This is a genomic window from Octadecabacter algicola, assembly GCF_021532625.1.
Taxonomy (GTDB): Bacteria; Pseudomonadota; Alphaproteobacteria; order Rhodobacterales; family Rhodobacteraceae; genus Octadecabacter; species Octadecabacter algicola.
Genome location: NZ_JAKGAR010000003.1, coordinates 512,188 through 537,061 on the forward strand (window position 1 = coordinate 512,188; position 24,874 = coordinate 537,061).

Here is a 24,874-nt window from a genome sequence, read left to right on the forward strand (position 1 = left end):
AAGGAAACCTTCCCTGTGTTCCGCTTCTTTGAAAACCTCGTTGATCCATACCAGCCCTACGCTGAGGACAATACGCCGCCAACGCGCCTTTGGCCGTTCCTGAAGACCTATGTGAAACCCTTCAAGCGAGTATTCTGGGCGGCAGGAATCATGTCTGTTGTAGTCGCGACAATCGAGATTTGGTTGATCGCCTATATGGGCCGATTGGTAGACCTCATTGCACCGGGTGGGGAGGTGTCGTTTTGGGTGGACTATGGATGGGAATTCATCATCGTCGGGGTGTTCTTGCTGACGTTGCGGCCCTTGCTGCAAGTCATCGATGTTGCATTGCTAAACCAATCCATAATTCCGAATTTTGGGACGACGGTGCGATGGCGGGCGCACCGTCATGTCTTGCGGCAATCGGTTGGTTGGTTCGAGAATGATTTTGCTGGACGGATTGCGAACCGCATCATGCAAACGCCACCCGCGGCGGGTGAAGTCGCGTTTCAGGTGTTTGACGCGGTCACTTTTTCGCTCGCGTATATCATTGGTGCAGCGGTTCTTTTGATGGGTGCGGATGTACGGTTGCTGCTGCCGATGTTGGTTTGGTTCGCTCTTTATGTAGCGCTTATGCGTTGGACAATCCTAAGGGTTGGCCCCGCTGCCAAGGCGTCTTCTGATGCGCGATCCGAAGTCACGGGCAGGGTCGTGGATAGCTACACCAACATCCACTCCGTCAAAATGTTTGCTCATCACGACAACGAAGTCAGTTACGCCCGTGAGGCGATTGAAAAGACGCGCAAAGCTTTGCAGCGGGAAATGCGACTTTATACGATCATGGACGTCTCTCTGGTTCTATTGAATGGCTTCTTAATCGTGGCGGTTGTTGGTTGGGCGCTTTGGCTTTGGTCTGGTGGGTTGGCAACGGCAGGTATCGTCGCCGCAGCTGCCGCTTTAACATTGCGGCTGAACGCGATGACGGGTTGGATCATGTGGGCGGTCACCAACTTGTTTCAGAACCTTGGGGTTATCTCGGAAGGCATGGAAACCATTGCTCAACCGATTACGCTTACCGACGCAGAAACTGCGGTTGATTTGGATGTCACAGAAGGTGCGATCACCATACAAGGATTGACGCACCACTATGGGCGATCATCTGGCGGTTTAGACATGCTGAACTTAACGATACCAGCAGGTCAAAAAGTCGGTCTTGTCGGGCGGTCAGGGGCTGGGAAATCTACGCTCGTGAAGTTGTTGCTGCGTTTCTATGATGCGGAAAGCGGTCGCATTTTGATTGACGATCAGGACATCTGTGACGTGTCACAAGACAGCCTGCGCCAAGCCATCGGTATGGTTCAACAAGACAGTTCCCTTTTGCACCGATCTGTTCGTGACAACATCCTCTATGGTCGACCAACTGCCACCGAAGAACAGATGATCGCGGCGTCAAAGCAGGCAGAAGCACATGATTTTATCCTCGATCTCGAAGATGGGCAGGGGCGCACAGGTTACGACGCCCAAGTCGGTGAGCGTGGCGTTAAGTTGTCAGGCGGCCAACGCCAGCGCATTACTCTTTCTCGGGTCCTACTCAAGGACGCGCCGATCCTGTTGTTAGATGAAGCGACCAGCGCATTGGATAGCGAAGTCGAAGCTGCAATTCAGGCGACGCTTTACGATATGATGGAAGGAAAGACCGTGATCGCGATTGCCCATCGATTATCAACAATTGCGCGAATGGATCGGATTATCGTTTTGGATGAGGGTCGAATTGTTGAAGACGGAACACATGATGATTTGATTAACCAAAGCGGACCCTACGCCGGATTCTGGTCAAGACAATCAGGTGGCTTCATCGACGCTGACGGGGGCGACTTATGATCGTGCAGGCCTACCAAGACGGGATCAAACGATTGGGTGGATTGATCGATAGCCAGATGGCAGCATCGGGCCCACCTCCATCGACGCTTGCTCGGTTCTTTAAATGGGCATTGTCGGGTGCGTGGCGAATCATTGCGTTTGCAGCCTTCGTATCCGCGATCGCCGGGGCCAGCGAAGTGCTTGCGATGTTCTTGCTCGGACGCGTTGTTGATATAGCGGTGTCTTCTGACCCCTTATCGAATAGCCTTGGTGTCTTGATTTCGGCGGTTGTTCTATTGCTGTTCATACGGCCGGCTCTTTTTGGGTTTTCGGCGTCGTTTCAATCGGTGGTGATTGGGCCGAACTTGTTTGCTCTCGTTGTTGGTCGGTTGCATCGGTGGACGTTGGGTCAGGCCGTCACATTCTTTGACAATGACTTCGCAGGCCGCATCGCCCAAAAGCAAATGCAGGTTGCCCGATCATTAACAGAAGTCGTGATTGAAACGGTAAATGCAGTCTTGTTCGCGCTGGCAACTGTCATCGGTACCGCAGTCCTAATCGTCGGAATAGATGCTCGCCTTTTGGTCATCCTTTTGCTTTGGCTTTCAAGCTACATCGTCTTTTTACGGCTCTTCCTGCCGCGAATTCGAAAACGCTCTAAGGCGCGGGCAGGGGCCGCCGCAATGTTGACGGGTCAGGTTGTTGATACGATCACCAATATCAAAACTGTGAAACTGTTCGCTGGAACGCGACATGAAACAGACGCTGCGCAGCACGCGATGCAAGACTTACGCGCACGTGCGCTTGATTTTGGTGAGGTCGCGGTTCTGTTCCGATTTGGGCTCATCACCCTTGCGGGCATCTTGCCCTTGGCGATGGTCGGGTTCGGCCTTTCGATGCGAGACTCTGGTGTTTCACCTGGTGACTTGGCTGCAGTGGGTGCGGTGTCCATCCGCCTAAGCCAGATGACAGGTTGGGTGAGTTTCGTGCTAATGGGGATTTTCTCCCATATCGGGGAAGTCGAGGACGGGATGCGCACCCTGACACCTGCGCATCAATTGACTGATCATCCTGATGCCGTGCCCTTGGACGTTACAAAAGCTCAGATAGAATTTCGTGATGTGTCGTTCCAATATGGCGGTGAGATCGGCGGCATTGGCAACATTAACCTCGCGATTAGACCGGGCGAAAAGCTGGGAATTGTGGGGGCGTCGGGCGCGGGGAAATCCACACTCGTTGCGCTCCTGTTGCGGTTGTATGATCCCGAAGATGGCGCAGTTTTGATCGATGGTCAGACGATCAGCAAGGTGACTCAAGAATCGCTTCGGGAATCGATTGGGATGGTCACGCAGGAAACAGCCATGTTCAATCGGTCCGCGCGCGACAACATTACCTACGGGCGTCCTGATGCGACGGACGAAGAGATGATCGCGGCAGCAAGTAAAGCGGAAGCACATGAGTTTATCGAGAACTTATGCGACAACGCGGGTCGCACGGGATATGACGCCCATCTTGGTGAGCGCGGTGTAAAATTGTCCGGTGGACAAAGGCAAAGGATCGCCTTGGCGCGAGCGATGCTCAAGGACGCGCCTATTCTTGTGCTGGATGAGGCGACGTCTGCACTAGATAGTGAGGTTGAATCTTCGATACAGTCGGCGCTTTCGCGCGCCATGATTGGCAAGACCGTTGTCGCCATCGCGCACCGGCTATCTACGATTTCTGGCATGGATCGCATAATTGTTCTGGAAAATGGTGCGATTGTAGAAGAAGGACGGCATGAAGACCTGCTCGCCAAGAACGGGACTTATGCAAAGTATTGGAATCGTCAGTCTGGCGGTTTCCGACAAGGACAGAATGCGGCGGAATAGATGATTGAAAAAGTTGAACGGTTGACGCTGGCAGGAATGGGCCAAATGCCTGACGGGACGCTGTTGGAACGGGTATTGCCTGGCGAAGAAGTCGAAGTGCAAGTCGATGGCAGTGCTAGGATCGTCACTCCTGTTGTAGAACGCGTCAAACCGCCATGTCGTCATTTCAAAAGCTGCGGCGGCTGTTCGTTGCAACATGCATCGGATGCATTTGTCGGGAGCTGGAAAACGAGCGTTGTTGAACGGGCGATGACGGCGCGTGATTTACCATTTCCATTTCGCACGCTTCATACGTCGCCTCCAAATAGTCGACGACGCGCGCGATTGTCTGGACGTCGGACGAAAAAGAGCGCGATGGTTGGGTTCCACGCGAAGGCGTCTGATGCGTTAATAGACGTGCCGGATTGCCAACTTCTGACACAAGCAATCATGGATGGTTTCCCAGCGCTTGAAGCATTGACAGTGATTGCGGCTTCTCGAAAGTCAGAGGTCAATTTGACTGTAACTGATACGCTGGGTGGTCTGGATGTTCTGGTTGAAACAGAACGCGACCTGACGGGACAGTTGCGGATTGAACTTGCGGGCTTAGCAGAGACACACAACCTCGCTCGTTTAGCGTGGAACGAAGACGTTGTTGTCACTCGCAAAGCGCCAGAACAAGCCTTTGGGAATGCTCGCGTTGCGCCGCCATCCGGAGCGTTTTTGCAAGCTACCCCAGAAGGCGAGGCGGCTTTGGTCGCGGCAGTTCTTGAGGCGAGCGAAGGTGCGAAAAGGGTTGTAGATCTGTTTTCGGGAGCGGGTACGTTTTCATTGCCCTTGGCGGGCCAAGCAAGTGTTCACGCTGTAGAAAGCAGTGATGAAATGCTTGAGACACTGGATCGTGGATGGCGACATGCTTCGGGACTTAGGACAATTACGACCGAAGCTCGGGATCTATTTCGCCGCCCGCTTGAACCGGATGAACTGAATAAATTTGATCTTGCCGTGCTTGATCCGCCTCGTGCGGGAGCAGATGCGCAGATCGCGACGCTGTGTCAGTCCAATCTAAAAAGGATCGTAATGGTGTCTTGTAATCCGGTGACATTTGCGCGGGACGCGGGTGCCCTGATCGCCGCTGGGTTTGACCTAAATTGGATTGACGTTGTGGATCAGTTTCGTTGGTCGCCTCACATTGAAGTCGTGGGCGATTTCACACGCAAGTGACTCCCTGGACTTATGAATACCTAGAAAATTCTGCCGGTTTGCGGTAACTATTCAGAAAAATAAACGTTGAGGCAGAATTAATGATGAACCGTCGTACTTTTTGTAGTGTCGCCGCACTGTTTGCTCTGACTGCCTGTTCGAACAAATTTCGTGTCTATACGGGTCCGGCGGTTACAAGTGTTGTTGTTCAAAAAGCGCGCCGCCAGATGTTCCTGATGCACGGAAATGAAGTCCTCAAGGACTATAAGTTTGAACTCGGTTTTGCACCGGTTGGTCACAAAGCAGTTTCGGGGGATGGACGCACGCCGGAAGGTGCTTATTTCATCGACCGAAAAAACCCGAATAGCAGCTTCTATCTTTCTATCGGGATATCCTACCCGAACAACGAAGATCGTGCCCGCGCCCGTGCCCAAGGTAAATCCCCGGGTGGAGATATCTTTATTCACGGTACTCCGCGCCGTGCGCATGGCGAAGAAGACTGGACAGCGGGCTGCATTGCAGTTCGAGATCGTGAAATGGAAGACATCTACGCGATGGTAAATGTCGGAACGCCGATTTTCTTGTATGCGTAACGTCTATTGAAGGGGAACAGGGTTGGCCTGTGCGACGACACCACGTGTTGTTCCGTCAGCGAGAACCAACGTCCACCAGATCTTGCCGTTGCTTTCTTGGAACCACGCAAAACCCATTTCTGTAGCGTCTGCCTCTAGCAATACAGCACGTGTGTTGGGTTCACGCATCCATGCCGCAAGAGTTTCGAGTTCTGTTTCGTAGGTTTCGGAGATTGTTTCGCCCGTTAGTGAGCCACTATACCCCACGCGCCGTAACCGATCGAGAGGCGAAGACCCGTCAGATCCAAAGTGCCATGGGCGGTTCTGTACGGACATGTCGCGTGAATGTGTGGCCGCAGCAGCATTCAATTGCGAATTGAGTTGGACTGCCCCCGCGCCGGATGCTTGACGCAAGGCATTCAGGCTATCGAGCATGCGAAATTGGATGTTGTCAGCATCTTGCGCTCCGATCCGGTAGACCTGCGGCAAAGGCAAGCCATCGGGGCCAACGGAGGCCTGCGGAGCCTCACAAGCGGCTAGGCCAGTTGCTAGAACACCCAAAAGAAAAGATCGGCGATACATGTAAGAACCCTTATCAATTTAGAATTCCATACCCCGACAAGCGTTGCGTTTCAAACCCACATCAGCGTGAAGGCGCTGAAAAGCCCTCAGTTTTATTTGCGAGCGCGGCAAATGCGCCATAATAGAGCACCTAGCGCAGACGTAACCGGTGGGAGCCCATCCGATGACTGATTCGACATTCAAGAACTTGAGCCGTCGTGGGTTTCTTGCCACTTCAGCTGCAGCTCTGGGTACTGGCGCCGCAGCGCAGACCGAAAACTCAACAGAAATCGAAAACGATATCTCTCAATCGATATCGCGGAATATATCCAGCTTTCGAACGCTTGATTGGCGACCTTACTTCACCAACTTGAACAACGGCGCAATTCTTGTGGATATCCAATCACGGGCGCTTCATTTTTGGAACGCTGATCAGTCGGTCTACAAGTTATACCCAACAAGCGTTCCATTGACGACCGATCTTACGCGTACCGGCCGGACATCAGTTGTTCGTAAAGTTGAAGGCCCCAGCTGGCGTCCGACGCCGTCTATGATTGCGCGTAATCCAGAATGGCCCGCATTTGTAGGTCCGGGTCCAGACAATCCTTTGGGCACTCACGCGCTTTACCTGTCTTGGACATATTATCGCATCCACGGTACTCACGACACGCGTAAAATTGGCCGCCGTTCATCCAACGGTTGTATTGGTTTGTTCAATGAGCACATCGCGGAGCTATTCGGGATGACAAATGTGGGTACACAAGTGTTGCTGATTTGACGACATTTTGTCGTCGTGATGGTAGGATAACGACTAATGCCTTTGCATTCTGTCCAATTTCATGGTTTGGGGAGTCTAGAGGGAAGTCTTGGGTGCCCATGGCTTACACCTCAATTAATTTGCCGTGGGCAATAACTTGGAGAACTAAAATGAAAAAATTCGCACTTGCTGCTGCATTCGCTGGCGCCGCTTCTACTGCTTTCGCAGGCAACATGTCTGAGCCAGTAATGGAAATGGCACCTGTTGTCGTAATGGAAGAAACAGCTTCTTCTTCTTCCAGCGCCGGCCTGATCGTTCCACTGATCTTGGTTGCTTTGATTGCTGTTGCTCTGGCTGACTAAGCCTAGCTCTTAGAAGCATCATTAATTAAGAAGGCCGCTCCAACATGGAGCGGCCTTTTTCTTTTCCAAGTTAGGCGTTGGCGTTACAGCCAGCCGCCAAGGTTTCTTTCAACGATACCTGTCAATGCATCCATGTGGGCTGCATCATCGTTCAGACAGGGAATATAGGTAAAGTGCTCTCCGCCAGCCTCTTCAAAGCTCTCCTTGATCTCTTCGTTTATCTCTTCCAAGGTCTCGATGCAGTCGGCTGAAAACGCGGGCGCACAGACTGCAATGTTCGTTTTACCAACTTCGGCAAGTCGGGCGACTTCCTCAACTGTGTAAGGCTGCAACCACTCCTCGGGACCGAACCGGCTTTGGAAAGTGGTCACGATCTGCGTGTCATCCCAACCGAGCCGTTCTTTTAGCAACCGCGTCGTTTTCTGACATTGGCAGTGATAGGGGTCGCCCTCCATCAAGTAACGTTGCGGAACGCCGTGATAAGAACAGACCAAGATTTCGGGCTTCTTATCCGCTGCTTCGTAAGCCTTCTCGATGGATTGCGCGAGGGCATCTATGTAGGCAGGTTCTTCGAAATATGGGTCAACGACACGAACGGTCGGCTGCCATTTTTCTTTCATCAAGGCGCGAAAGAATTGATCATTCGCCGAAGCTGAAGTCGCACCAGCATAATGTGGATACAAAGGGAAAAAGAGGATCTTTTGGCAACCCTGCGCAATGAGCTCCTGTACTTTGGATTTTGTCGACGGATTGCCGTATCGCATGCAGAAATCCACAACGACATCGTCACCGTAGATTTCAGCCAAACGCGATTTCATTGCGGCTGTCTGTTGTTTGGTGATCGTCAACAAGGGGCTTTCATCTGCCTCGGTGTTCCAAATGCTTTTGTATGCCGCACCGCTTGAAAACGGCCTTTTCGTCAAGATGATCAATTGAAGCAACGGCTGCCATTTCCAAGACGGGTAATCGACAACACGCTTGTCGCTAAGGAACTCTCCGAGGTAGCGGCGCATACTCCAGTAATCTGTGCCGTCCGGTGTGCCAAGATTGGCAAGCAAAACACCGACTTTGGCGGGCTTGATCTCGGGGTGGTCGGCAGGGGCATGCATCGGGCAGTGTTGGGTCTGGTTAGACATAGGGCTACTCTTCTTCGAATGGGCCACGACGTGCGACGCGGTGTTTATTGATACGTTTAATCCTCGGATCGATCTAGGGGCGTCTCCACCGTTCCCAACGCGTCAGATAGACGCGTCGTTGCGGAACCGGGGCGCAAAGGTTTCGGTTGGCTTTCTGAGGGCGCCCAACCGGTAAGCGTTGTAATCTCGAACGTTGCAGGGATACGGCCATCCTCCATCGCATACGCGTCAACATAGCGTTCCATTGCCTGAGCGAAGATCGTACGACGCGTCGGCGTTTTCTGCCGAGCGGCCATTGCATTGCTTTCTCCCATTGCTCGTAAGTCTCGCATTAAATGGATCGGCGTGTCGTATGTAACGGTCAAAGGTAGGATATCAGCAACGGGCAATGCAAAGCCGGCACGCTGCAAGATGCCTCCAAGGTCGCGAACCTCGGCCATTGGTAAGACCCTTGGTGACAATCCACCCGTCTGTGTAACTTCGGCCTCAGCAAGTACAGAACGCATCTCATGGAGGGTTTGGCCGGAAAATAGCGTCGCGATAAACAGCCCATCTGGGCGTAGTGCGCGCCTACATTGAACCAATTGGCCAATGGGATCGTCAGCCCAATGTAGCGACAGTGCATGGACCACAAGATCATGGGCCCCTTCTTCAAGATCGAGCGTTTCTGTGTCTTCTACCACCTTAGCGCTGGGCATCCATTCTGCCCAAGTTGCCGGAAATCCTGTCACGACAGCGGGCGTTGTAAAGGTTCTATTAACCTCTTGCAGTCTCTCTTGGACATCATCGGCAGCTGCCGCTTGAAGAAACATGGCGTCAGCACGTCCGCGGTTGCGGGTCAGGGCTAATCGGTCGGTGAGTTTGGGCGGCGTTGTCATGGTTTTGATCTAGGAGAAAGCGGAAAGAATGCAAAGCCTCATTCAGCTTCTTTACCCGCCACAATGCGTGATGTGTGATGATCGAACTGAGTTAGATTTCGCCCTTTGCGGTTCGTGTTGGGCAGAAACACCGTTCATTGATGGGTTGTGTTGTGACGCCTGTGGCACTCCATTGCCGGGGGATGACACCTCTAACCACGGTCTTTTGTGTGACGACTGCATGGTTGTCGCGAGGCCATGGAGCGAAGGGCGCGCTGTTCTGGTTTATAAAGACAAGGCGCGGCGGTTGGTTTTGTCCTTGAAGCACGGCGATAGGACAGAGCTGGCTCGCGCCGTGGCACCATGGCTCTCGCGAAAGGCGGACGAGATTTGTGGCCCCGATACATTGATCATCCCCGTTCCGCTTCATCGCTACAGGCTTTTGCGACGAAAGTTCAACCAAGCGGCATTGCTCGCACAGTACCTCGCGCAGCTCGGTCCGATGGACTGCATTCCTGACGCCCTTGTTCGAACCAAGAAAACCGCGCCGCTCGAAGGGCACAGTCGAGACGAAAGGTTTGCCGCCCTAGAGGGTGTTATTCAGGCGCACCCAAAACGTCGCGCAGCGTTGAGTGGGCGACGAATTCTTTTAATTGATGACGTCATGACGTCTGGTGCAACCTTCGCGGCTGCAACAGAAGCTTGTTTTGCAGCCGGAGCCAAAGATGTTCGGGTGCTAGCACTGGCACGCGTGGTCAAGGACGCTTAGATAGGAAGAAACCATAAAAGACCATAAAAGGACGTCCCTGATGGCAACTGTTGAACTTTATACAACTCCGATTTGCGGCTTTTGTCATGCGACCAAGCGGTTGCTTGATTCCAAAGGTGTTAGTTATTCCGATGTGGATGTTATGGCCGATCCATCGCGACGCGCAGAAATGACCCAACGAGCGAACGGAGGTCGTACCGTACCCCAAGTTTTCATTGATGGGGCACACATCGGTGGCAATGCTGAATTGCAGGCTTTGGAACGGGCAGGCAAGCTTGATGCTCTCTTGAGCGGGTGAAGGTCGCCATCCTCCAACTGACGTCGTCTGACGATCCGGCAGAAAACCTCGTGATGGTGCAGGATATGATTGCAGATGCGGTCAGTCAGGGTGCAGAGTTCATCTGTACGCCCGAAGTAACCAATTGCGTTAGCCTAGACCGCAAGCATCAAGCGTCCGTCTTGTCCTACCAAGAAGGCGATCCAACGTTGAGCGGGTTACAATCGTCAGCGAAGGAGCACGGCATTTGGTTGTCGATCGGTTCGTTGGCGTTGAAAGGTGGCGAAGGTGATCGCTTTGTGAACCGATCCTTTTTGATCGGGCCGGATGGAAAAATTACTGCGACATACGACAAGATTCATATGTTTGACGTGCAAGTTAATGAAGCTGAAACCTATGCCGAGTCGTCTGGCTATGCTCCAGGGGACCAAGCCGTCGTTGCTGATATTGGCGCTGCAAAGGTCGGTTTGACGATTTGCTACGACTTACGTTTCCCTTATTTACATCGCGCATTAGCCAAAGCTGGCGCCGATATCCTGCTCGTACCGTCGGCGTTTTCGCCTGTGACTGGCGCTGCTCATTGGAAACCACTGCTCCGCGCACGCGCCATTGAAACGGGTTGTTTTGTCATTGCTGCTGCCCAAACAGGAACGCACGCTGCGCAAACAGGGAAGAAACGAACAACTTACGGGCATTCGTTGGCCGTGTCGCCGTGGGGAGAGGTTTTGTTGGACGCTGGTGTCGCACCTGGTGTGACTCTCGTTGATTTTACGTTGTCGGACGTGCCAAGGTCGCGCGAACGCATTCCTGCGTTATCACACGACAGAGAGTTTAGCGGTCCGTAAGCCTAATGAGTAATCAATCTGACAGCCTAGCAGTCGCTCTTTTTAGTGAGATCCTGACTGTTGACCAATTGGTGCGTAACAACATGACGCGCGCCTTACCTAAAGGGATGGAGTTGTCACATTTCTCTGTTCTGAATCATTTGGCTCGTACGAAGTCGGAAAAGACCCCAGCTCAACTCGCAGAAACATTTCACTTAACTCGGGGCGCGATGACCAACACATTGCGCAAGCTCGAAGTGTCGGGGTTCATTCATATCCGACCGGATTGGGATGATGCACGTCGAAAACTAGTGACGATCAGTAACACTGGGCGCGCAGCCCGCGATGAGGCGATAGCAGCAATAGCGCCTGTTATTGCTGAAGCCGTTGAAAGGGTAACTGACGAGAGAGTACGCCCTGCCTTGGCTGTCCTCAGAGAGTTGCGCTTGAGCTTGGATGAGAAAGAGAACAGCTGAACCTAAGCGGGTTTCACAGACGCCGTTACATAATTCACTGACAGATCGCTGTCGGAAATTGACCAGCTCCATCCTAGAAAGTCGAACCTAAACCCCTTCCGATCCACAGGAGTCAGGCCAGCTTTCTGCAAAAGCTCAAATAGTTCATCTGGCGTAATAAACTTATTCCATTCATGCGTTCCCTTCGGAAGCCAACGCATGATGAATTCGGCGCCAATGATCGCCATGCCAAAACTCTTTGGATTCCGGTTGATAGTCGAACAGATGTGCAGGCCACTTGGTTTCAGCAAATCATGACAGGCGGTCAGATATGAAAGGGGGTCGGCAACATGCTCTACGACTTCCATATTCAAAACTACATCAAACTGCTCGCCGTCGGCGGCCATGTCCTCTGCTGTGGTATGGCGGTAATCTATCTCAAGTCCTGATTGTTCCGCGTGAACTTGCGCGACAGGAATGTTTCCGGCTGCGGCATCCGCCCCTACGATTGTGGCTCCCAACCTCGCCATCGGTTCGCAAAGCAATCCACCGCCACAACCAATGTCGAGGATACGAAGTCCATCAAACGGAGCATCGGTACAGAGATCTCGATCGTATTCAGAGGCAATCTGGCGCGTGATGTAATCCAACCGTGTTGGATTCAACATGTGGAGCGGTTTGAACTTCCCTTCCAAATCCCACCACTCCGCGGCCATTGCCTCGAACTTGGCGATCTCTTTCGGGTCTACAGTAGTTTGGGCAGTAGACATTTAGGCTCCTGACTGGTGCGGCACGCCAAATTGGCGCGGTAGGCTTCTGGGCATCTATCGTAGCGCACTATATAGTTTTCTCATGGACAAAGTCTCAGGACAAAAAAGCACGGTTGGGCATCTTTACCCTGCACTTAACCCATTCGACCAGCAGATGTTGGATGTTGGTGACGGACACCGCATTTATGTAGAACAATGCGGCAATCCTGACGGGATTCCTGTTGTGGTTTTTCATGGTGGCCCAGGTGGCGGCTGTAGCCCAATGATGCGTCGCTATTTTGACCCCAACCACTATCGTATTATTTTGTTCGACCAACGTGGCTGTGGGCGGTCACGTCCTCATGCCAGCGTAGAAAACAATACCACTTGGCATCTGGTCGCTGACATTGAACTGATCCGTAAAACATTGGGCTTAGATCAGTGGCTTGTGTTTGGTGGAAGTTGGGGTGCAACCCTTGCGTTGATCTATGCGCAGGCCCACCCCAGTCATGTGGCTCACATAATTCTGCGAGGCGTGTTCCTCAGCACTCCGCGAGAATTGGACTGGTTCTATCAAGGTGGTGCTGGTGCTTTTTGGCCTGAAAACTGGGCGCAGTTTGAATCTCTCATTCCCGAAAATGAGCGACACGACATGATCGGCGCTTATCATCGCCGGCTTTTTTCTGGCGATATGATGGACGAAACGCGCCATGCCCGCGCTTGGGCGGCTTGGGAAAACGCGTTGGCATCTATCGAAAGCAATGGCGTTGGTGGATCTGGACCTTCGGATTACGCACGAGCCTTTTCAAGGCTGGAAAACCATTACTTCGTGAATGGGTGCTTTTTGAACGAAGACCAACAAATTTTGGGAAACATGAACAAGATTGCGCATATTCCGGGCGTTATCGTGCAGGGGCGCTTTGATATGATATGTCCCCCCCAATCGGCTTATGATCTTTCCCGACTATGGCCTGCTAGCAAGATATCTATGATCGCAAAGGCTGGGCACGCCTTGTCCGAACCTGGGATCACAACCGAACTTGTCCGGACAATGGATGCAATCGCAGCTTCGAAAATGTTGCGAAACTAAATACTTGTAAGATGTGCCAAAGCCGCTACGCTGAGTGGAAACCACACGGGGGTGGACGGCTTGTCATCGATACTGAAGATTGTTCTTCAACGCTTGGGCTTAGGTCTTGTTACCTTGTTCGTCGTTTCAATTGTAATTTTCGTCGCGGTCAACTTGCTACCCGGAGACTTCGCTGAAGCGATCCTTGGGCAAGGTGCAACGCCGGAATCGGTCGCCAAAATCAGAGAAGACCTTGGCCTCGATCAACCAATGATCACTCGCTACTTTTCTTGGCTCAAGGGGATGCTGACGCTCGATCTTGGCACAAGTTTTGCGCAGTTGAATTTTGCGAACTTTGGCGGCGCGGGCACTACAACCATTGCCGAGCAAATTGCACCGCGTCTTTCCAATACGATGTTCCTAGCCGCAGTTACCGCCTGTATAGCTGTGCCTTTAGCTGTAACGTTGGGTATTCTAGCTGCGCTTTACCGCAACACGGCCTTCGATAAGGCCGCGAACATGTTCACGCTGAGTTCGATTTCGTCACCTGAATTCTTCATGGCCTATGTGCTGATCCTGTTCCTTGCAGTGTTGAACCCGATTTTTCCAAGCTTGAGTAACATCTTTGAGGGTATGGCATTCAGTGAGCGGCTCGAGAAATCAATGCTGCCCGCACTTACGCTCACTTTAGTTGTAACGGCACATATGATGCGGATGACCCGTGCTGCGATCATCAACTTGCTTGCGTCGCCGTATATCGAGATGGCGCGGCTTAAGGGGCTGTCGCCCATGCGGGTGATTGTAAAGCACGCATTGCCAAATGCTCTAGCGCCCATCATCAACGTGATCGCGTTGAACCTTGCCTATTTGATTACAGGCGTTGTCGTCGTCGAGGTGGTCTTCGTATATCCTGGAATTGGTCAGCTTTTCGTGGACTCAGTTAAGATCCGAGACATTCCGGTGGTTCAGGCCTGCTGCCTTATCTTTGCAGCGGCTTATATCCTATTGAATTTGACTGCCGACATCCTGTCGATCCTATCTAATCCACGTCTGAGGCATCCAAAATGAGCAGTTTGTTAACAATGGCTATCATTCTGGCGGCCATTTTGGGTGGTGCGTATGTGTTCCGGTTCGCTGGGCAAAAGATAACCAATAATGCGCCAATGTTTCGTGATATGGGCTATGGCGTCGCGTTCGGCTACGTTTTAGCTGCAGCGCTGTTGATTTGGGCGATCTGGTACTACTTCCAGCCGCTTGAAACTGACGCTGGCATGAAAAACGCAGGGGTCCAGTTTTTCCGATGGGCCGTTCAAGGTTTCATTATCGCTGCTATCGCCGCATTCCTATTCCGCCTATTTGGCCAATTCGTTGGAACGGCTGGGACCAGAAAGTTGTTCCGCTCCATGCCCCTGACGGCTTCGTTTGGCATACTCGTTATCCTGCTTTATGCGATTGTTGCGATTTTTGCCGGTGCGATTGCACCATACGGTCAAGCTGAAATTCTTGGGGCGGCAAACGTAACTGCCGGTGGTGATCCAGCATTGGGTGGCAATCCGGAATATCCGCTTGGCACTGACCAAATTGGCCGGGATATTCTTAGCCGTTTGATTTACGGGGCCCAGAATACAGTCGGTATTGCATTTGTAACGACCTGCCTCGCCTTTTTCATTGGTGGATCACTCGGGTTTCTTGCCGCGACATTGCAGGGTTGGCTTGATCAACTGCTGTCTCGTTCCGTCGACGTACTTATGGCGATTCCGTCCCTTATTTTTGCACTCTTGCTGATGACAATCGCTAGCGTTTGGGCTGTCGAATTGGGTGTGCCTTTGACGATCTTTATGGTCCTGATTATTGCGGTGATTGATAGCACCAGAGTGTACCGCCTTGCCCGAGCCGTTGGTCTGAACATTGTTGTAATGGATTATATCGAGGCGGCGAAACTACGCGGCGAAGGCCTCGGGTATCTTGTGTTTAAAGAGATCCTGCCGAATGCAATGGCGCCATTGTTGGCCGAGTTCGGGTTGCGTTTCTGCTTCGTGTTCCTGACGATTGCTGCCCTTTCATTCCTTGGCGTGGGTATTCAGCCACCGCTTGCAGACTGGGGTACAATGGTGCGTGATCTTGCACCGTTTATTAACTTTGCCGCATTTGCGCCGACCGCTGCAATTACACCACTTTTGGCGGCTGGCGCGATCGCGTTGCTGACGGTTGCGGTAAACTTCGTTGTCGACTGGATGCTGCATAAATCATCGGGGCTAAAAGAATGAGCAATCTTCTCACCATTCGCGGGCTCAAGATCGAAGGTCGCTCTGACGAAACATGGAACCCGATCATAAACGGTGTCGATCTGAATCTGAAAAAGGGCGAAGTCCTTGGGCTTATCGGGGAATCCGGTGCCGGCAAATCCACTATTGGCCTTGCCGCGATGGGTTATACCCGCGACGGGGTGCGTATTTCGGATGGAACGGTTGAATTCGACGGCATTGATTTGGTTCGTGCTTCCGCAGCTGTAAAACGCGGTCTGCTCGGAAAACGGATCGCTTATGTTGCGCAATCCGCTGCGGCATCATTCAACCCGGCACATAAGATAATTGATCAACACACAGAAGCGCCTGTTCAACATGGTGTCGATAACCGTGCATCAAGTATTGAAGACGGGATCGAACTCTACCGTAAGCTTCGGCTCCCCAATCCTGACGAGATCGGGTTTCGTTACCCGCATCAGGTATCTGGCGGGCAGTTGCAGCGCGCAATGACGGCGATGGCGATGTCCTGCCGTCCTGACTTAATCATTTTCGATGAACCAACGACTGCGCTAGATGTGACGACCCAAATTGAGGTTCTCGCCTCGATTCGCGAGATCGTCGAAGAGTTCGATACCGCCGCGATCTATATTACCCATGATCTCGCCGTGGTTGCGCAAATGGCAGATACGATCAAAGTCTTGCTGCGTGGTGATGAAGTAGAAGAGGCTGACACTCGGACCATGTTGTCCGCGCCGAAAGAAGATTACACCAAATCGCTTTGGGCTGTACGCGCATTTGAGCGCCCTGCAAAACCAGCCGTTTCAACTGGTGCTGTACCTGTTGTATCGGTTCGCAATGTTACCGCGGCCTACGGGACGACGGATGTTTTGCACGATGTGAGTTTTGATATCCACGCGGGTCGCACAGTTGCGGTTGTTGGCGAATCCGGCTCGGGTAAGTCGACGACGGCGCGGTGTATAACGGGGCTCCTGCCTCCTCGTATTGGTGAGATTGCATTCGACGGTGAGGTTCTTCCCGCCGACTATCGCAAGCGTAGTAAGGATCAGTTGCGCCAAGCGCAGATGATTTATCAGATGGCGGATACTGCTTTGAACCCGCGCAAGACCATCGGCCAAATCATCGGACGTCCAGTGCAGTTCTATGGCGGTTTAACGGGATCTGCACGGCGCGCTCGCGTTGATGAACTGCTCGAACAAATCGAACTTGAACCAAGTCAGTATTTCAACCGCTTGCCATCGGAGCTTTCGGGTGGTCAGAAGCAGCGTGTCGGTATCGCGCGCGCGCTTGCAGCCGAGCCAAAGTTCATCATCTGTGACGAGGTGACGTCAGCCCTAGACCAGCTCGTTGCTGAAGGTATTTTGCGTTTGCTCGGTGACTTGCAGGATAAATTGGGCCTGTCTTATATGTTCATCACGCATGACCTCGCGACTGTAAAAGCGATCGCAGATGAAGTTGTGGTGATGAAAGACGGTAAGGTCATTGAGCAAGGTCCAAAGCTGGACATGTTCACGCCACCGCACCATGCTTACACTGACTTATTGTTGAGCTCAGTGCCGGAAATGGACCCAGATTGGTTGACCAACCTTCTGCAAGAACGAGGCGTCGACAATATTGGTGATGCAGCCGTTGATAAGATGTGACCGAATCAGCGTAGAGTAACCACAGAAAAAGAACATAACTTCAGGGAGTACTAAAATATGTATGGAATTAGCAGACGCGGATTGCTGCAAACGGGTGTTGCAGCGGGTGTTCTCGCAGCGACTGGTTTGCCGCTTCGGGCGCAAACACGCGGCGGTAAACTAACAGCTGGCCTTAGCGGCGCGAACACATCTGATAGCTGGGACTCTCGCACCCACTCAGATATTTTCATGATCGCTTCGGCGCACGGCACGGTATTCGATTGCTTGACCGAAGTTGCGGCGGACGGATCGTTGGTTGGTGAATTGGCAGAAAGCTGGGAAGCATCTGCAGACGCCAAGACATGGACATTCAACTTGCGTCAGGGCGTAACGTTCCACAACGGCAAGTCTTTTGGCGCGGATGACGTAATTGAATCACTTCAGATGCACCTTGGCGAAGACTCCAAGTCTGCGGCAAAGCCAATCGTCGAAGCTATCACCGAAATGACGAAAGTTACCGATTATCAGGTGCAGTTCGTCCTTGCCTCTGGCAACGCTGACTTCCCGTATCTGATGTCTGACTATCACATTTGTATGTATCCAGCGGGCCAGATCGAAGAGGCTATTGCACAGGGTATTGGTACGGGCCTCTATCAGGTTACTGCTTTTGACCCAGGTGTACGTATGACGGCAAGCCGTTACGCAGATCACTATAAGGGTGACGCTGCCGGCTTCTTTGACGAAGTTGAATTTATCGCAATCAACGACAACACAGCCCGCATGAACGCATTGATGACGGGTCAAGTTGATACGATTAACCGGATCGATTTCAAAACCGAAGCGCTTCTGAAGGCCAACCCTGCGTTGCGTATTCAGGAAGTGACTGGCAACCAGCACTACTCTTTCCCGATGCTCACGAATACGGCGCCATATAACGACGTCAACGTTCGTAAGGCGATCAAGTATGGTGTGAACCGTCAGGAGTTGGTCGACAAGATTTTGCTCGGTCATGGTGCGGTCGGTAACGACACTCCAATCGGTCCTGCAAACCAGTACTACAACTCCGAAATGGAGCAGCTGGAATATGATCCTGATCAGGCGAAGTTCTACCTCCAACAGGCTGGTATGGATTCGCTGGACATCGAACTGTCTGCGTCTAACGCTGCCTTTGAAGGTGCGGTCGATGCGGCTCAGTTGATGCAGGCATCTGCAGCAGGCGGTGGGATCAACATCAATGTGGTTCAGGAACCTTCTGACGGTTACTGGTCTAACGTTTGGCTGAACAAACCATTCTGCGCCTGCTACTGGTCTGGCCGTGCGACAGAAGATTGGATGTTCGCGACTGCTTACGAAGCGGGCGTTCCATGGAATGATAGCCAGTGGGATAGCGACGATAGCTCCCGCTTCCAGGAACTTCTGCTGAGTGCACGTGCTGAACTCGATAGCGACAAGCGCCGTGAGCAGTATTTCGAAATGCAGCAGATCCTTCGCGATGAAGGCGGGGTTCTGATCCCGATGTTCGCCAACTACGTCCAAGCGGTGAATAACCGGATCATGTCACCTGACACCATCGGTAACCTTTGGCAGATGGATAACGCGCGTATGGCTGAACGTTGGTCCGCTGCGTAGGTCCTGACCGTTGAAAACAGAAAGCCCCGCCAATTTGGCGGGGCTTTTTGCATTTAAATGGGTTAGTTTACGCTACCAGCGCAGCTTCAGCAGCCCGCTTCTTGATAGTGCGCATCATAACAAGATACATCAACGCGACGCCGCTCAAGAACGCGCCACCACAAGCTGCAACCAGAACTCCGATTTCCATGGTTTCTCTCCTTTTAAATATAACCGAGAGCATGGTTAATGAGGGAATAGGGCGGAAATTGGACCCTGAGCGGGCCTATATGGGCAGCAATATGCCAAGCCCCTTGCAGACTCAGCTATTCATCCGTATATCCATCACAACAGCGGCGTTTCGGCCTCCACCCCCGAAACCCACCGAAATACCAACGGGCCGCGCGCCCGTTTTTTTATGCCTACTGCTAAGGACCCAAATGTCTGACCTGATCGCCCGCGCGGCAATGGACCGCCGCATTACAGAAATCATCACCCCGACTGTTGAAGACATGGGGTATGAAGTCGTGCGCGTTCGTCTGATGACAGGCAAGGAATCCATCCTGCAGATCATGGCACAAAAGCCCGATGGCTCAATTGAGGTCGATGATTGCGGTGAGATCAGCGCAGCGGTTTCTGCATTACTTGATGTCGAGGACCCGATCACAGACGTCTATACACTCGAAGTCTCTTCCCCTGGAATTGATCGCCCGCTCACGCGGATGAAGGATTTCGATCAATGGGAAGGCAATGAAGCCAAGATCGAAACCGAAGAGTTGATTGATGGCCGCCGCCGTTTCAAAGGAATGCTGCGCGGTACTGAAGGCGATGAAGTTCTGATCGAGATTGAAGAGAATGGCGCACCGATCACGATCGGTTTGAAGTTTGAATGGCTCACGGATGCCAAACTTGTCCTGACGGACGAGCTAATCCGTGACGTTCTTAAGGGCCGCAAGGATGCGGGCCAAATAGATGAGACACAATTTGACGTAGTTGAGACCGTGTTGGACGGCTCTGACGAGGAGAAAAACTGATGGCGATTACATCTGCCAACCAGCTGGAACTTTTGCAAACCGCCGAGGCTGTGGCCCGTGAAAAGATGATCGACCCGGGGTTGGTTATCGAAGCGATGGAAGAGTCTTTGGCTCGTGCTGCGAAATCCCGCTACGGTTCTGAAATGGACATTCGCGTTTCCATCGACCGCAGCAACGGTAAGGCGACTTTCACACGGGTCCGTACAGTTGTCGCTGAGGAAGAGCTTGAAAACTATCAGGCTGAGTTCACCGTCGATCAAGCATCCGACTACATGGACAATCCAGAAATTGGTCAGCAGTTCATCGAAGAAGTGCCACCTGTTGAAATGGGCCGTATTGCCGCGCAATCTGCCAAACAGGTGATCTTGCAGAAAGTCCGCGAAGCAGAGCGTGACAAGCAATACGAAGACTTCAAAGATCGCGCTGGAACTATCATCAACGCGCAAGTGAAGCGCGAAGAGTACGGCAATGTCATTGTTGACGTTGGCACTGGCGAAGCCATCTTGCGTCGCAACGAGAAAATCGGCCGCGAAAGCTACCGCCCGAACGATCGTATTCGCTGCTACATCAAAGAAGTCCGTCGCGAACAGCGCGGCCCACAGATTTTCCTGAGCCGTACAGATCCTCAGTTCATGGCGGAACTGTTCAAAATGGAAGTGCCGGAAATCTATGAAGGTATTATTCAGATCAAAGCGGTCGCCCGCGATCCGGGTTCACGAGCAAAGATCGCTGTAATTTCTCACGACGGTTCCATTGACCCTGTTGGCGCCTGTGTCGGTATGCGTGGCTCCCGTGTTCAGGCTGTTGTGAATGAACTTCAGGGCGAGAAGATCGATATTATTCCTTGGAATGAAGATATGCCAACGTTCCTTGTGAACGCGTTGCAGCCTGCTGAAGTTTCCAAAGTAGTATTCGACGAAGATGCAGAGCGCATCGAAGTTGTTGTGCCGGAAGAGCAGCTGTCCTTGGCAATTGGTCGTCGTGGCCAGAACGTCCGTTTGGCGTCCCAGTTGACTGGTTTGGACATCGATATTCTTACTGAAGAGGAAGAATCCAAGCGTCGTCAGGCAGAATTCGAAGTACGTACCAAGCTGTTCATGGACAACCTTGATCTCGATGAATTCTTTGCACAGCTTTTGGTTTCCGAAGGGTTCACAACTCTGGAAGAGGTTGCTTACGTGGAAGTCGATGAACTGTTGGTTATTGACGGTGTCGACGAAGCAACCGCTGGTGAGCTCCAAGCGCGTGCACGTGATGTTCTCGAAGCGCAGAATGCGAAAGCATTGGAAAATGCCCGTGCATTGGGTGTCGAAGACAGCTTGATCGCATTTGAAGGCCTGACACCTCAAATGGTTGAAGCACTGGCCAATGATGGTGTCAAAACACTTGAGGATTTCGCGACATGTGCTGACTGGGAACTCGCAGGCGGCTGGACAGTCGTTGATGGTGAGCGTTCTAAGGATGATGGTTCTCTTGAGCCATTTGAAGTGAGCCTTGAAGACGCGCAAACCATGATCATGACTGCGCGTGTGATGCTGGGTTGGGTTGATCCTGATGACCTCGTATCGAACGAAGAAGACACTGAAGTCGAAGAGGAACAGGAGGCCTGATCTCAGGCCTCCGGGTAACCTGATGGGTCGCGGCGGGCGAACCAAAGACCGAGATGTCTCAGAACGTCGGTGCATCGTCACCGGTGAGGTTTCGCCTAAGGCGGGGTTGATCCGTTTCGTTGTGGGCCCAGATAATACAGTGGTCCCCGACATTCTGGAAAAGCTTCCAGGACGAGGCATGTGGGTAACGGCGGATCGGGCGGTTTTGGAGCAGGCCAAGAAAGGTCAGTTTTCAAAGTCTGCCAAAGCGCCTGTTACTGTGCCGGAAGGTTTGGTTGATGAGGTGGAACGCCAAATGGTGCGCCGCGTTGTCGATTTGATCGGTTTGGCCCGCAAGGCGGGGCTGGCGGTGACCGGTTTTGAAAAAGTCAAAGGCTGGGTAAGCGGCGGTGAGAACGTCCGCGCTCTATTGCAAGCCTCTGACGGATCAGAACGCGGCAAGACGAAACTATGGACGCCCGAAGGGGCGCGTTATTTTGGATGCCTTACGGCCCAAGAATTGGGTTTGGCATTCGGGCGCGGGACTGCGATACACGGGGCGCTCGCCTCTGGTAGACTCAGCGACCGTGTTGTAGAGGAAGCGACAAAGCTGAAAGGCTTGCGCGAGATAGGCGGCGATGAAGGCATCGCCTCGGAAGGAATAGAAGCTACATGAGCGATTCAGACGGCAAAAAACCACTTGGTATTGCACGACCCGGCAGCGTGAAACAAAGCTTTAGCCACGGGCGCACCAAGAGCGTCGTAGTTGAGACGAAACGCAAGCGCGTTGTTGTCCCCAAACCGGGGGCATCCAAACCTGCTGGCGGCGGATCAACGCCCGTTGGTGGCGACCCATCCAAGCGTCCAGCTGGCATTTCCGATGTCGAAATGGACCGCCGGATGAAGGCGCTTCAGGCAGCGAAGGCTCGCGAGGCAGAAGATGCCGCAAGACGCGAAGCCGATGAAAAAGCGCGCGCAGAAGAGCGTGAGCGTCGTCGTGCGGAGATTGAGGCGAAGGAACGCGCAGAAAAAGAGCGTGAAGAAGCCGTCAAAGCCAAGCAAGACGAAGAAGAACGCAAGAAGCGCGAAGCAGAAGCTGCAGCCCAAGCGGCAGCGGCACCTGCAGCGGTCGATCCCGAATTGGCGCCAGCACAGCGTCGAGCACCTCCGAGTGGTGGTGCTCCCGCGGCTACTCCGCGCAAGAAAGAAGACGACCGCGATACGCGGAAGAACAAGAACCAAGCCGATGCCCGCAAGGGTGGCAAGCTGACGTTGAACCAAGCGCTACGTGGTGGCGAAGGTGGCCGTCATCGCTCCATGGCACAAATGAAGCGTAAGCAGGACCGTGCCCGTCAAAAGGCAATGGGCCAGAGCGTTGAGCGCGAAAAGGTTATCCGTGACGTGCAATTGCCAGAAGCAATTGTGGTGTCCGAACTTGCCAACCGGATGTCTGAAAAAGTGTCAGACGTTGTAAAAGCTTTGATGACCAACGGCATCATGGCGACGCAAAATCAATCCATCGATGCGGATACAGCGGAACTGATCGTCGAAGAATTCGGCCACAAAGTTGTGCGTGTTTCTGACGCTGACGTTGAGGACGTAATCAACATCATCGAAGACGATCCGAAAGACTTGAAACCGCGCCCACCGGTCATCACGATCATGGGTCACGTTGACCACGGTAAAACATCCTTGCTGGATGCGATCCGGAACGCGAAGGTTGTCGCTGGCGAAGCCGGTGGGATCACGCAGCACATTGGTGCCTATCAGGTTACGACCGATACCGGTGCGGTTTTGTCGTTCCTTGATACTCCAGGCCACGCGGCGTTTACGTCCATGCGTGCCCGTGGTGCTCAGGTTACGGATATTGTTGTTCTGGTTGTCGCGGCGGATGACGCTGTGATGCCACAGACAATCGAAGCAATTAATCATGCCAAAGCGGCGAACGTTCCGATGATCGTTGCGATCAACAAGATTGACCGCCCTGCAGCCAACCCTGACAAGGTTCGCACAGATTTGTTGCAGCACGAGGTCATCGTAGAAAAGATGTCCGGCGAAGTGCAGGACGTTGAAGTTTCCGCAATCACTGGCCAAGGCCTCGATGAGCTGCTCGAAGCGATTGCTTTGCAGGCAGAACTTCTGGAACTGAAAGCGAATCCAGATCGTGCCGCCCAAGGTGCCGTGATCGAAGCTCAGCTTGACGTAGGCCGTGGTCCTGTTGCGACTGTTCTGGTGGAAACCGGTACGTTGCGTCGTGGCGATATCTTCGTTGTAGGTGAGCAGTGGGGTAAAGTCCGCGCGTTGATCGACGACAAGGGCGACCGTGTAGATGAAGCGGGTCCTTCGGTTCCTGTTGAGGTCCTCGGCTTGAACGGTACACCTGAAGCAGGCGATGTTTTGAACGTGACCGAGACTGAAGCGCAAGCGCGTGAGATCGCCGAGTATCGTGCGAACGCTGCAAAGGAAAAACGCGCAGCCGCTGGCGCTGCGGTTACGTTGGACCAGTTGATGGCTAACGCCAAGGCTGATGAAAACGTTTCCGAACTGCCAATTTTGGTGAAAGCTGACGTGCAGGGTTCTGCCGAAGCGATCGTTCAGGCGATGGAGAAAATCGGCAACGAAGAAGTTCGTGTTCGAGTTCTGCACTATGGTGTCGGCGCGATTACGGAGTCTGACATCGGTTTGGCCGAAGCATCCGGCGCGCCTGTGATTGGCTTTAACGTCCGTGCAAACGCATCGGCTCGTAACTCAGCCAACCAAAAAGGCGTTGAGATCCGCTACTATTCAATCATCTACGATCTTGTGGACGATGTGAAAGCAGCGGCATCTGGCTTGTTGTCTGCTGAAGTTCGCGAGAACTTTATCGGTTATGCAAAGATCAAAGAGGTCTTCAAGGTATCCAACGTTGGTAAAATTGCTGGTTGTCTCGTGACCGAGGGTGTTGCGCGTCGGTCTGCAGGGGTTCGCCTGCTGCGTGATGACGTTGTGATCCACGAAGGTACGCTTAAGACACTGAAGCGTTTCAAGGATGAAGTGCCAGAAGTACAGTCCGGTCAGGAATGCGGCATGGCGTTTGAGAACTACGAGGACATCCGTCCAGATGACGTGATCGAGATCTTTGAGCGCGAAGAGGTTGAGCGCACTCTTTAAGCGCCAGCCAACTAAGAATGAAAAAAGGGGACGCCACAGTGGCGTCCCCTTTTTACGTTCGGAGCTGATACCGAACTAGTTTGTTCTTGAAACGGGTTTACCTTGGAATTCTTGGTCACCAGTAGACACGATGACTCTGCCGTTCTCTAAAGTACGTACGAACATTCCCTGAACCTGTACGTGAGTACCAACTGTAATAGTTTGAAGCATGGCCATTCCCCTTTTACCCCACTTTTTCCTAGAATAGACCGACAGAGGTTTTTATGTCACCTAGTAATTGTGCACATTGGGCATAAAACTGCCGCATTGTTGCCATTCTTGAAAAAAATT

The 24,874-nt window shown here is 52.6% G+C and carries 24 protein-coding genes; 19 read left to right on the forward strand and 5 right to left on the reverse strand.

The genetic code is table 11. The features are described 5' to 3' along the window. Positions 1-15 precede the first annotated feature (15 nt). The 4 genes from L0666_RS13725 (at position 16) to L0666_RS13740 (ending at position 5,482) form a co-directional block, all read left to right on the forward strand. Positions 16-1,860 carry an ABC transporter ATP-binding protein gene (locus L0666_RS13725; RefSeq protein WP_235261954.1) on the forward strand — a complete coding sequence of 615 codons (1,845 nt, stop codon included), beginning with the start codon at positions 16-18 and terminating at the stop codon, positions 1,858-1,860. Beyond that, positions 1,857-3,707 (forward strand): ABC transporter ATP-binding protein, encoded by a 1,851-nt coding sequence (locus tag L0666_RS13730; RefSeq protein WP_235261955.1) that lies wholly within the window; start codon positions 1,857-1,859, stop codon positions 3,705-3,707. The genes L0666_RS13725 and L0666_RS13730 overlap by 4 nt, the downstream gene beginning before the upstream one ends. Next, positions 3,708-4,910 carry a class I SAM-dependent RNA methyltransferase gene (locus L0666_RS13735; protein WP_235261956.1) on the forward strand — a complete coding sequence of 401 codons (1,203 nt, stop codon included), beginning with the start codon at positions 3,708-3,710 and terminating at the stop codon, positions 4,908-4,910. It abuts the gene before it with no gap. A gap of 80 nt (positions 4,911-4,990) precedes the next feature. Continuing rightward, a complete protein-coding gene (locus tag L0666_RS13740) occupies positions 4,991-5,482 on the forward strand; it encodes a L,D-transpeptidase family protein (RefSeq protein WP_235261957.1) in 492 nt (163 codons plus the stop codon). A gap of 3 nt (positions 5,483-5,485) precedes the next feature. Here the strand turns inward: L0666_RS13740 and dalA are convergent, their stop codons facing one another. Continuing rightward, a complete protein-coding gene (gene dalA, locus L0666_RS13745) occupies positions 5,486-6,043 on the reverse strand; it encodes a divisome-associated lipoprotein DalA (RefSeq protein WP_235261958.1) in 558 nt (185 codons plus the stop codon). A gap of 163 nt (positions 6,044-6,206) precedes the next feature. Here dalA and L0666_RS13750 point away from each other — a divergent pair, with 163 nt between their 5' ends. Together L0666_RS13750 and L0666_RS13755 are read left to right on the forward strand one after the other, a co-directional pair. Next, positions 6,207-6,800, forward strand: a complete 594-nt coding sequence (locus L0666_RS13750) for a L,D-transpeptidase (protein WP_235261959.1) — start codon at positions 6,207-6,209, stop codon at positions 6,798-6,800. A 149-nt stretch (positions 6,801-6,949) separates the two neighbouring features. Next, complete coding sequence (locus L0666_RS13755) at positions 6,950-7,141, forward strand: hypothetical protein (protein WP_235261960.1); 192 nt, start codon at positions 6,950-6,952, stop codon at positions 7,139-7,141. 83 nt (positions 7,142-7,224) lie between these two features. On the opposite strand, the gene hemH is transcribed toward L0666_RS13755, so the two are convergent. Continuing rightward, a complete protein-coding gene (hemH, locus tag L0666_RS13760) occupies positions 7,225-8,277 on the reverse strand; it encodes a ferrochelatase (protein WP_235261961.1) in 1,053 nt (350 codons plus the stop codon). A 56-nt stretch (positions 8,278-8,333) separates the two neighbouring features. Then, a complete protein-coding gene (locus tag L0666_RS13765) occupies positions 8,334-9,155 on the reverse strand; it encodes a methyltransferase domain-containing protein (RefSeq protein WP_235261962.1) in 822 nt (273 codons plus the stop codon). A 28-nt stretch (positions 9,156-9,183) separates the two neighbouring features. Here L0666_RS13765 and L0666_RS13770 point away from each other — a divergent pair, with 28 nt between their 5' ends. Genes L0666_RS13770 through L0666_RS13785 form a run of 4 tightly spaced genes read left to right on the forward strand, consistent with a single transcriptional unit; the run spans position 9,184 to position 11,480 of the window. Beyond that, a complete protein-coding gene (locus L0666_RS13770) occupies positions 9,184-9,903 on the forward strand; it encodes a double zinc ribbon domain-containing protein (RefSeq protein ID WP_235261963.1) in 720 nt (239 codons plus the stop codon). A gap of 40 nt (positions 9,904-9,943) precedes the next feature. Then, the gene (gene grxC, locus L0666_RS13775) at positions 9,944-10,201 is read left to right on the forward strand and encodes a glutaredoxin 3 (RefSeq protein ID WP_235261964.1); all 258 of its coding nucleotides are present in this window, start codon (positions 9,944-9,946) and stop codon (positions 10,199-10,201) included. Beyond that, complete coding sequence (locus L0666_RS13780; RefSeq protein ID WP_235261965.1) at positions 10,198-11,025, forward strand: carbon-nitrogen hydrolase family protein; 828 nt, start codon at positions 10,198-10,200, stop codon at positions 11,023-11,025. Before grxC ends, L0666_RS13780 begins: the two co-directional genes overlap by 4 nt. Before the next feature lie 5 nt (positions 11,026-11,030). Beyond that, positions 11,031-11,480, forward strand: coding sequence for a MarR family winged helix-turn-helix transcriptional regulator (locus L0666_RS13785; protein ID WP_235261966.1), 450 nt, complete (start codon positions 11,031-11,033; stop codon positions 11,478-11,480). A gap of 2 nt (positions 11,481-11,482) precedes the next feature. Here the strand turns inward: L0666_RS13785 and ubiG are convergent, their stop codons facing one another. Next, positions 11,483-12,229, reverse strand: a complete 747-nt coding sequence (ubiG, locus tag L0666_RS13790; RefSeq protein WP_235261967.1) for a bifunctional 2-polyprenyl-6-hydroxyphenol methylase/3-demethylubiquinol 3-O-methyltransferase UbiG — start codon at positions 12,227-12,229, stop codon at positions 11,483-11,485. An 82-nt stretch (positions 12,230-12,311) separates the two neighbouring features. Here ubiG and pip point away from each other — a divergent pair, with 82 nt between their 5' ends. The 5 genes from pip to L0666_RS13815 are packed head-to-tail and all read left to right on the forward strand — an operon-like array spanning position 12,312 to position 18,792. Next, positions 12,312-13,298 carry a prolyl aminopeptidase gene (pip, locus tag L0666_RS13795; RefSeq protein WP_235261968.1) on the forward strand — a complete coding sequence of 329 codons (987 nt, stop codon included), beginning with the start codon at positions 12,312-12,314 and terminating at the stop codon, positions 13,296-13,298. 60 nt (positions 13,299-13,358) lie between these two features. Then, on the forward strand, positions 13,359-14,345 hold the full coding sequence (locus tag L0666_RS13800) for an ABC transporter permease (RefSeq protein WP_235261969.1): 987 nt from the start codon (positions 13,359-13,361) through the stop codon (positions 14,343-14,345). After that, the gene (locus L0666_RS13805; protein ID WP_235261970.1) at positions 14,342-15,544 is read left to right on the forward strand and encodes an ABC transporter permease; all 1,203 of its coding nucleotides are present in this window, start codon (positions 14,342-14,344) and stop codon (positions 15,542-15,544) included. The genes L0666_RS13800 and L0666_RS13805 overlap by 4 nt, the downstream gene beginning before the upstream one ends. Next, positions 15,541-17,184 (forward strand): ABC transporter ATP-binding protein, encoded by a 1,644-nt coding sequence (locus L0666_RS13810; protein WP_235261971.1) that lies wholly within the window; start codon positions 15,541-15,543, stop codon positions 17,182-17,184. Before L0666_RS13805 ends, L0666_RS13810 begins: the two co-directional genes overlap by 4 nt. 57 nt (positions 17,185-17,241) lie before the next feature. Continuing rightward, positions 17,242-18,792 (forward strand): ABC transporter substrate-binding protein, encoded by a 1,551-nt coding sequence (locus L0666_RS13815; protein ID WP_235261972.1) that lies wholly within the window; start codon positions 17,242-17,244, stop codon positions 18,790-18,792. 67 nt (positions 18,793-18,859) lie between these two features. Here the strand turns inward: L0666_RS13815 and L0666_RS17300 are convergent, their stop codons facing one another. Then, on the reverse strand, positions 18,860-18,982 hold the full coding sequence (locus tag L0666_RS17300; RefSeq protein WP_272492185.1) for a hypothetical protein: 123 nt from the start codon (positions 18,980-18,982) through the stop codon (positions 18,860-18,862). Positions 18,983-19,211: 229 nt separating this feature from the next. On the opposite strand from L0666_RS17300, the gene rimP reads away from it, so the two are divergent. Genes rimP through infB form a run of 4 tightly spaced genes read left to right on the forward strand, consistent with a single transcriptional unit; the run spans position 19,212 to position 24,544 of the window. After that, positions 19,212-19,805 (forward strand): ribosome maturation factor RimP, encoded by a 594-nt coding sequence (rimP, locus tag L0666_RS13820; protein WP_235261973.1) that lies wholly within the window; start codon positions 19,212-19,214, stop codon positions 19,803-19,805. Then, a complete protein-coding gene (nusA, locus tag L0666_RS13825; RefSeq protein WP_235261974.1) occupies positions 19,805-21,415 on the forward strand; it encodes a transcription termination factor NusA in 1,611 nt (536 codons plus the stop codon). Before rimP ends, nusA begins: the two co-directional genes overlap by 1 nt. Before the next feature lie 22 nt (positions 21,416-21,437). Further along, a complete protein-coding gene (locus L0666_RS13830; protein ID WP_235261975.1) occupies positions 21,438-22,070 on the forward strand; it encodes an RNA-binding protein in 633 nt (210 codons plus the stop codon). Then, complete coding sequence (infB, locus tag L0666_RS13835; RefSeq protein WP_235261976.1) at positions 22,067-24,544, forward strand: translation initiation factor IF-2; 2,478 nt, start codon at positions 22,067-22,069, stop codon at positions 24,542-24,544. The genes L0666_RS13830 and infB overlap by 4 nt, the downstream gene beginning before the upstream one ends. The last annotated feature ends 330 nt before the right edge of the window (positions 24,545-24,874 follow it).

Coding starts and splice junctions, on each gene's coding strand:
- L0666_RS13730 (WP_235261955.1), top strand. CDS start 1,857: ATGATCGTGCAGGCCTACCAAGACGGGATCAAACGATTGGGTGGATTG.
- L0666_RS13735 (WP_235261956.1), top strand. CDS start 3,708: ATGATTGAAAAAGTTGAACGGTTGACGCTGGCAGGAATGGGCCAAATG.
- L0666_RS13740 (WP_235261957.1), top strand. CDS start 4,991: ATGATGAACCGTCGTACTTTTTGTAGTGTCGCCGCACTGTTTGCTCTG.
- dalA (WP_235261958.1), bottom strand. CDS start 6,043: ATGTATCGCCGATCTTTTCTTTTGGGTGTTCTAGCAACTGGCCTAGCC.
- L0666_RS13750 (WP_235261959.1), top strand. CDS start 6,207: ATGACTGATTCGACATTCAAGAACTTGAGCCGTCGTGGGTTTCTTGCC.
- L0666_RS13755 (WP_235261960.1), top strand. CDS start 6,950: ATGAAAAAATTCGCACTTGCTGCTGCATTCGCTGGCGCCGCTTCTACT.
- hemH (WP_235261961.1), bottom strand. CDS start 8,277: ATGTCTAACCAGACCCAACACTGCCCGATGCATGCCCCTGCCGACCAC.
- L0666_RS13765 (WP_235261962.1), bottom strand. CDS start 9,155: ATGACAACGCCGCCCAAACTCACCGACCGATTAGCCCTGACCCGCAAC.
- L0666_RS13770 (WP_235261963.1), top strand. CDS start 9,184: ATGCAAAGCCTCATTCAGCTTCTTTACCCGCCACAATGCGTGATGTGT.
- grxC (WP_235261964.1), top strand. CDS start 9,944: ATGGCAACTGTTGAACTTTATACAACTCCGATTTGCGGCTTTTGTCAT.
- L0666_RS13785 (WP_235261966.1), top strand. CDS start 11,031: ATGAGTAATCAATCTGACAGCCTAGCAGTCGCTCTTTTTAGTGAGATC.
- ubiG (WP_235261967.1), bottom strand. CDS start 12,229: ATGTCTACTGCCCAAACTACTGTAGACCCGAAAGAGATCGCCAAGTTC.
- pip (WP_235261968.1), top strand. CDS start 12,312: ATGGACAAAGTCTCAGGACAAAAAAGCACGGTTGGGCATCTTTACCCT.
- L0666_RS13805 (WP_235261970.1), top strand. CDS start 14,342: ATGAGCAGTTTGTTAACAATGGCTATCATTCTGGCGGCCATTTTGGGT.
- L0666_RS13810 (WP_235261971.1), top strand. CDS start 15,541: ATGAGCAATCTTCTCACCATTCGCGGGCTCAAGATCGAAGGTCGCTCT.
- L0666_RS13815 (WP_235261972.1), top strand. CDS start 17,242: ATGTATGGAATTAGCAGACGCGGATTGCTGCAAACGGGTGTTGCAGCG.
- L0666_RS17300 (WP_272492185.1), bottom strand. CDS start 18,982: ATGGAAATCGGAGTTCTGGTTGCAGCTTGTGGTGGCGCGTTCTTGAGC.
- rimP (WP_235261973.1), top strand. CDS start 19,212: ATGTCTGACCTGATCGCCCGCGCGGCAATGGACCGCCGCATTACAGAA.
- nusA (WP_235261974.1), top strand. CDS start 19,805: ATGGCGATTACATCTGCCAACCAGCTGGAACTTTTGCAAACCGCCGAG.
- L0666_RS13830 (WP_235261975.1), top strand. CDS start 21,438: ATGGGTCGCGGCGGGCGAACCAAAGACCGAGATGTCTCAGAACGTCGG.
- infB (WP_235261976.1), top strand. CDS start 22,067: ATGAGCGATTCAGACGGCAAAAAACCACTTGGTATTGCACGACCCGGC.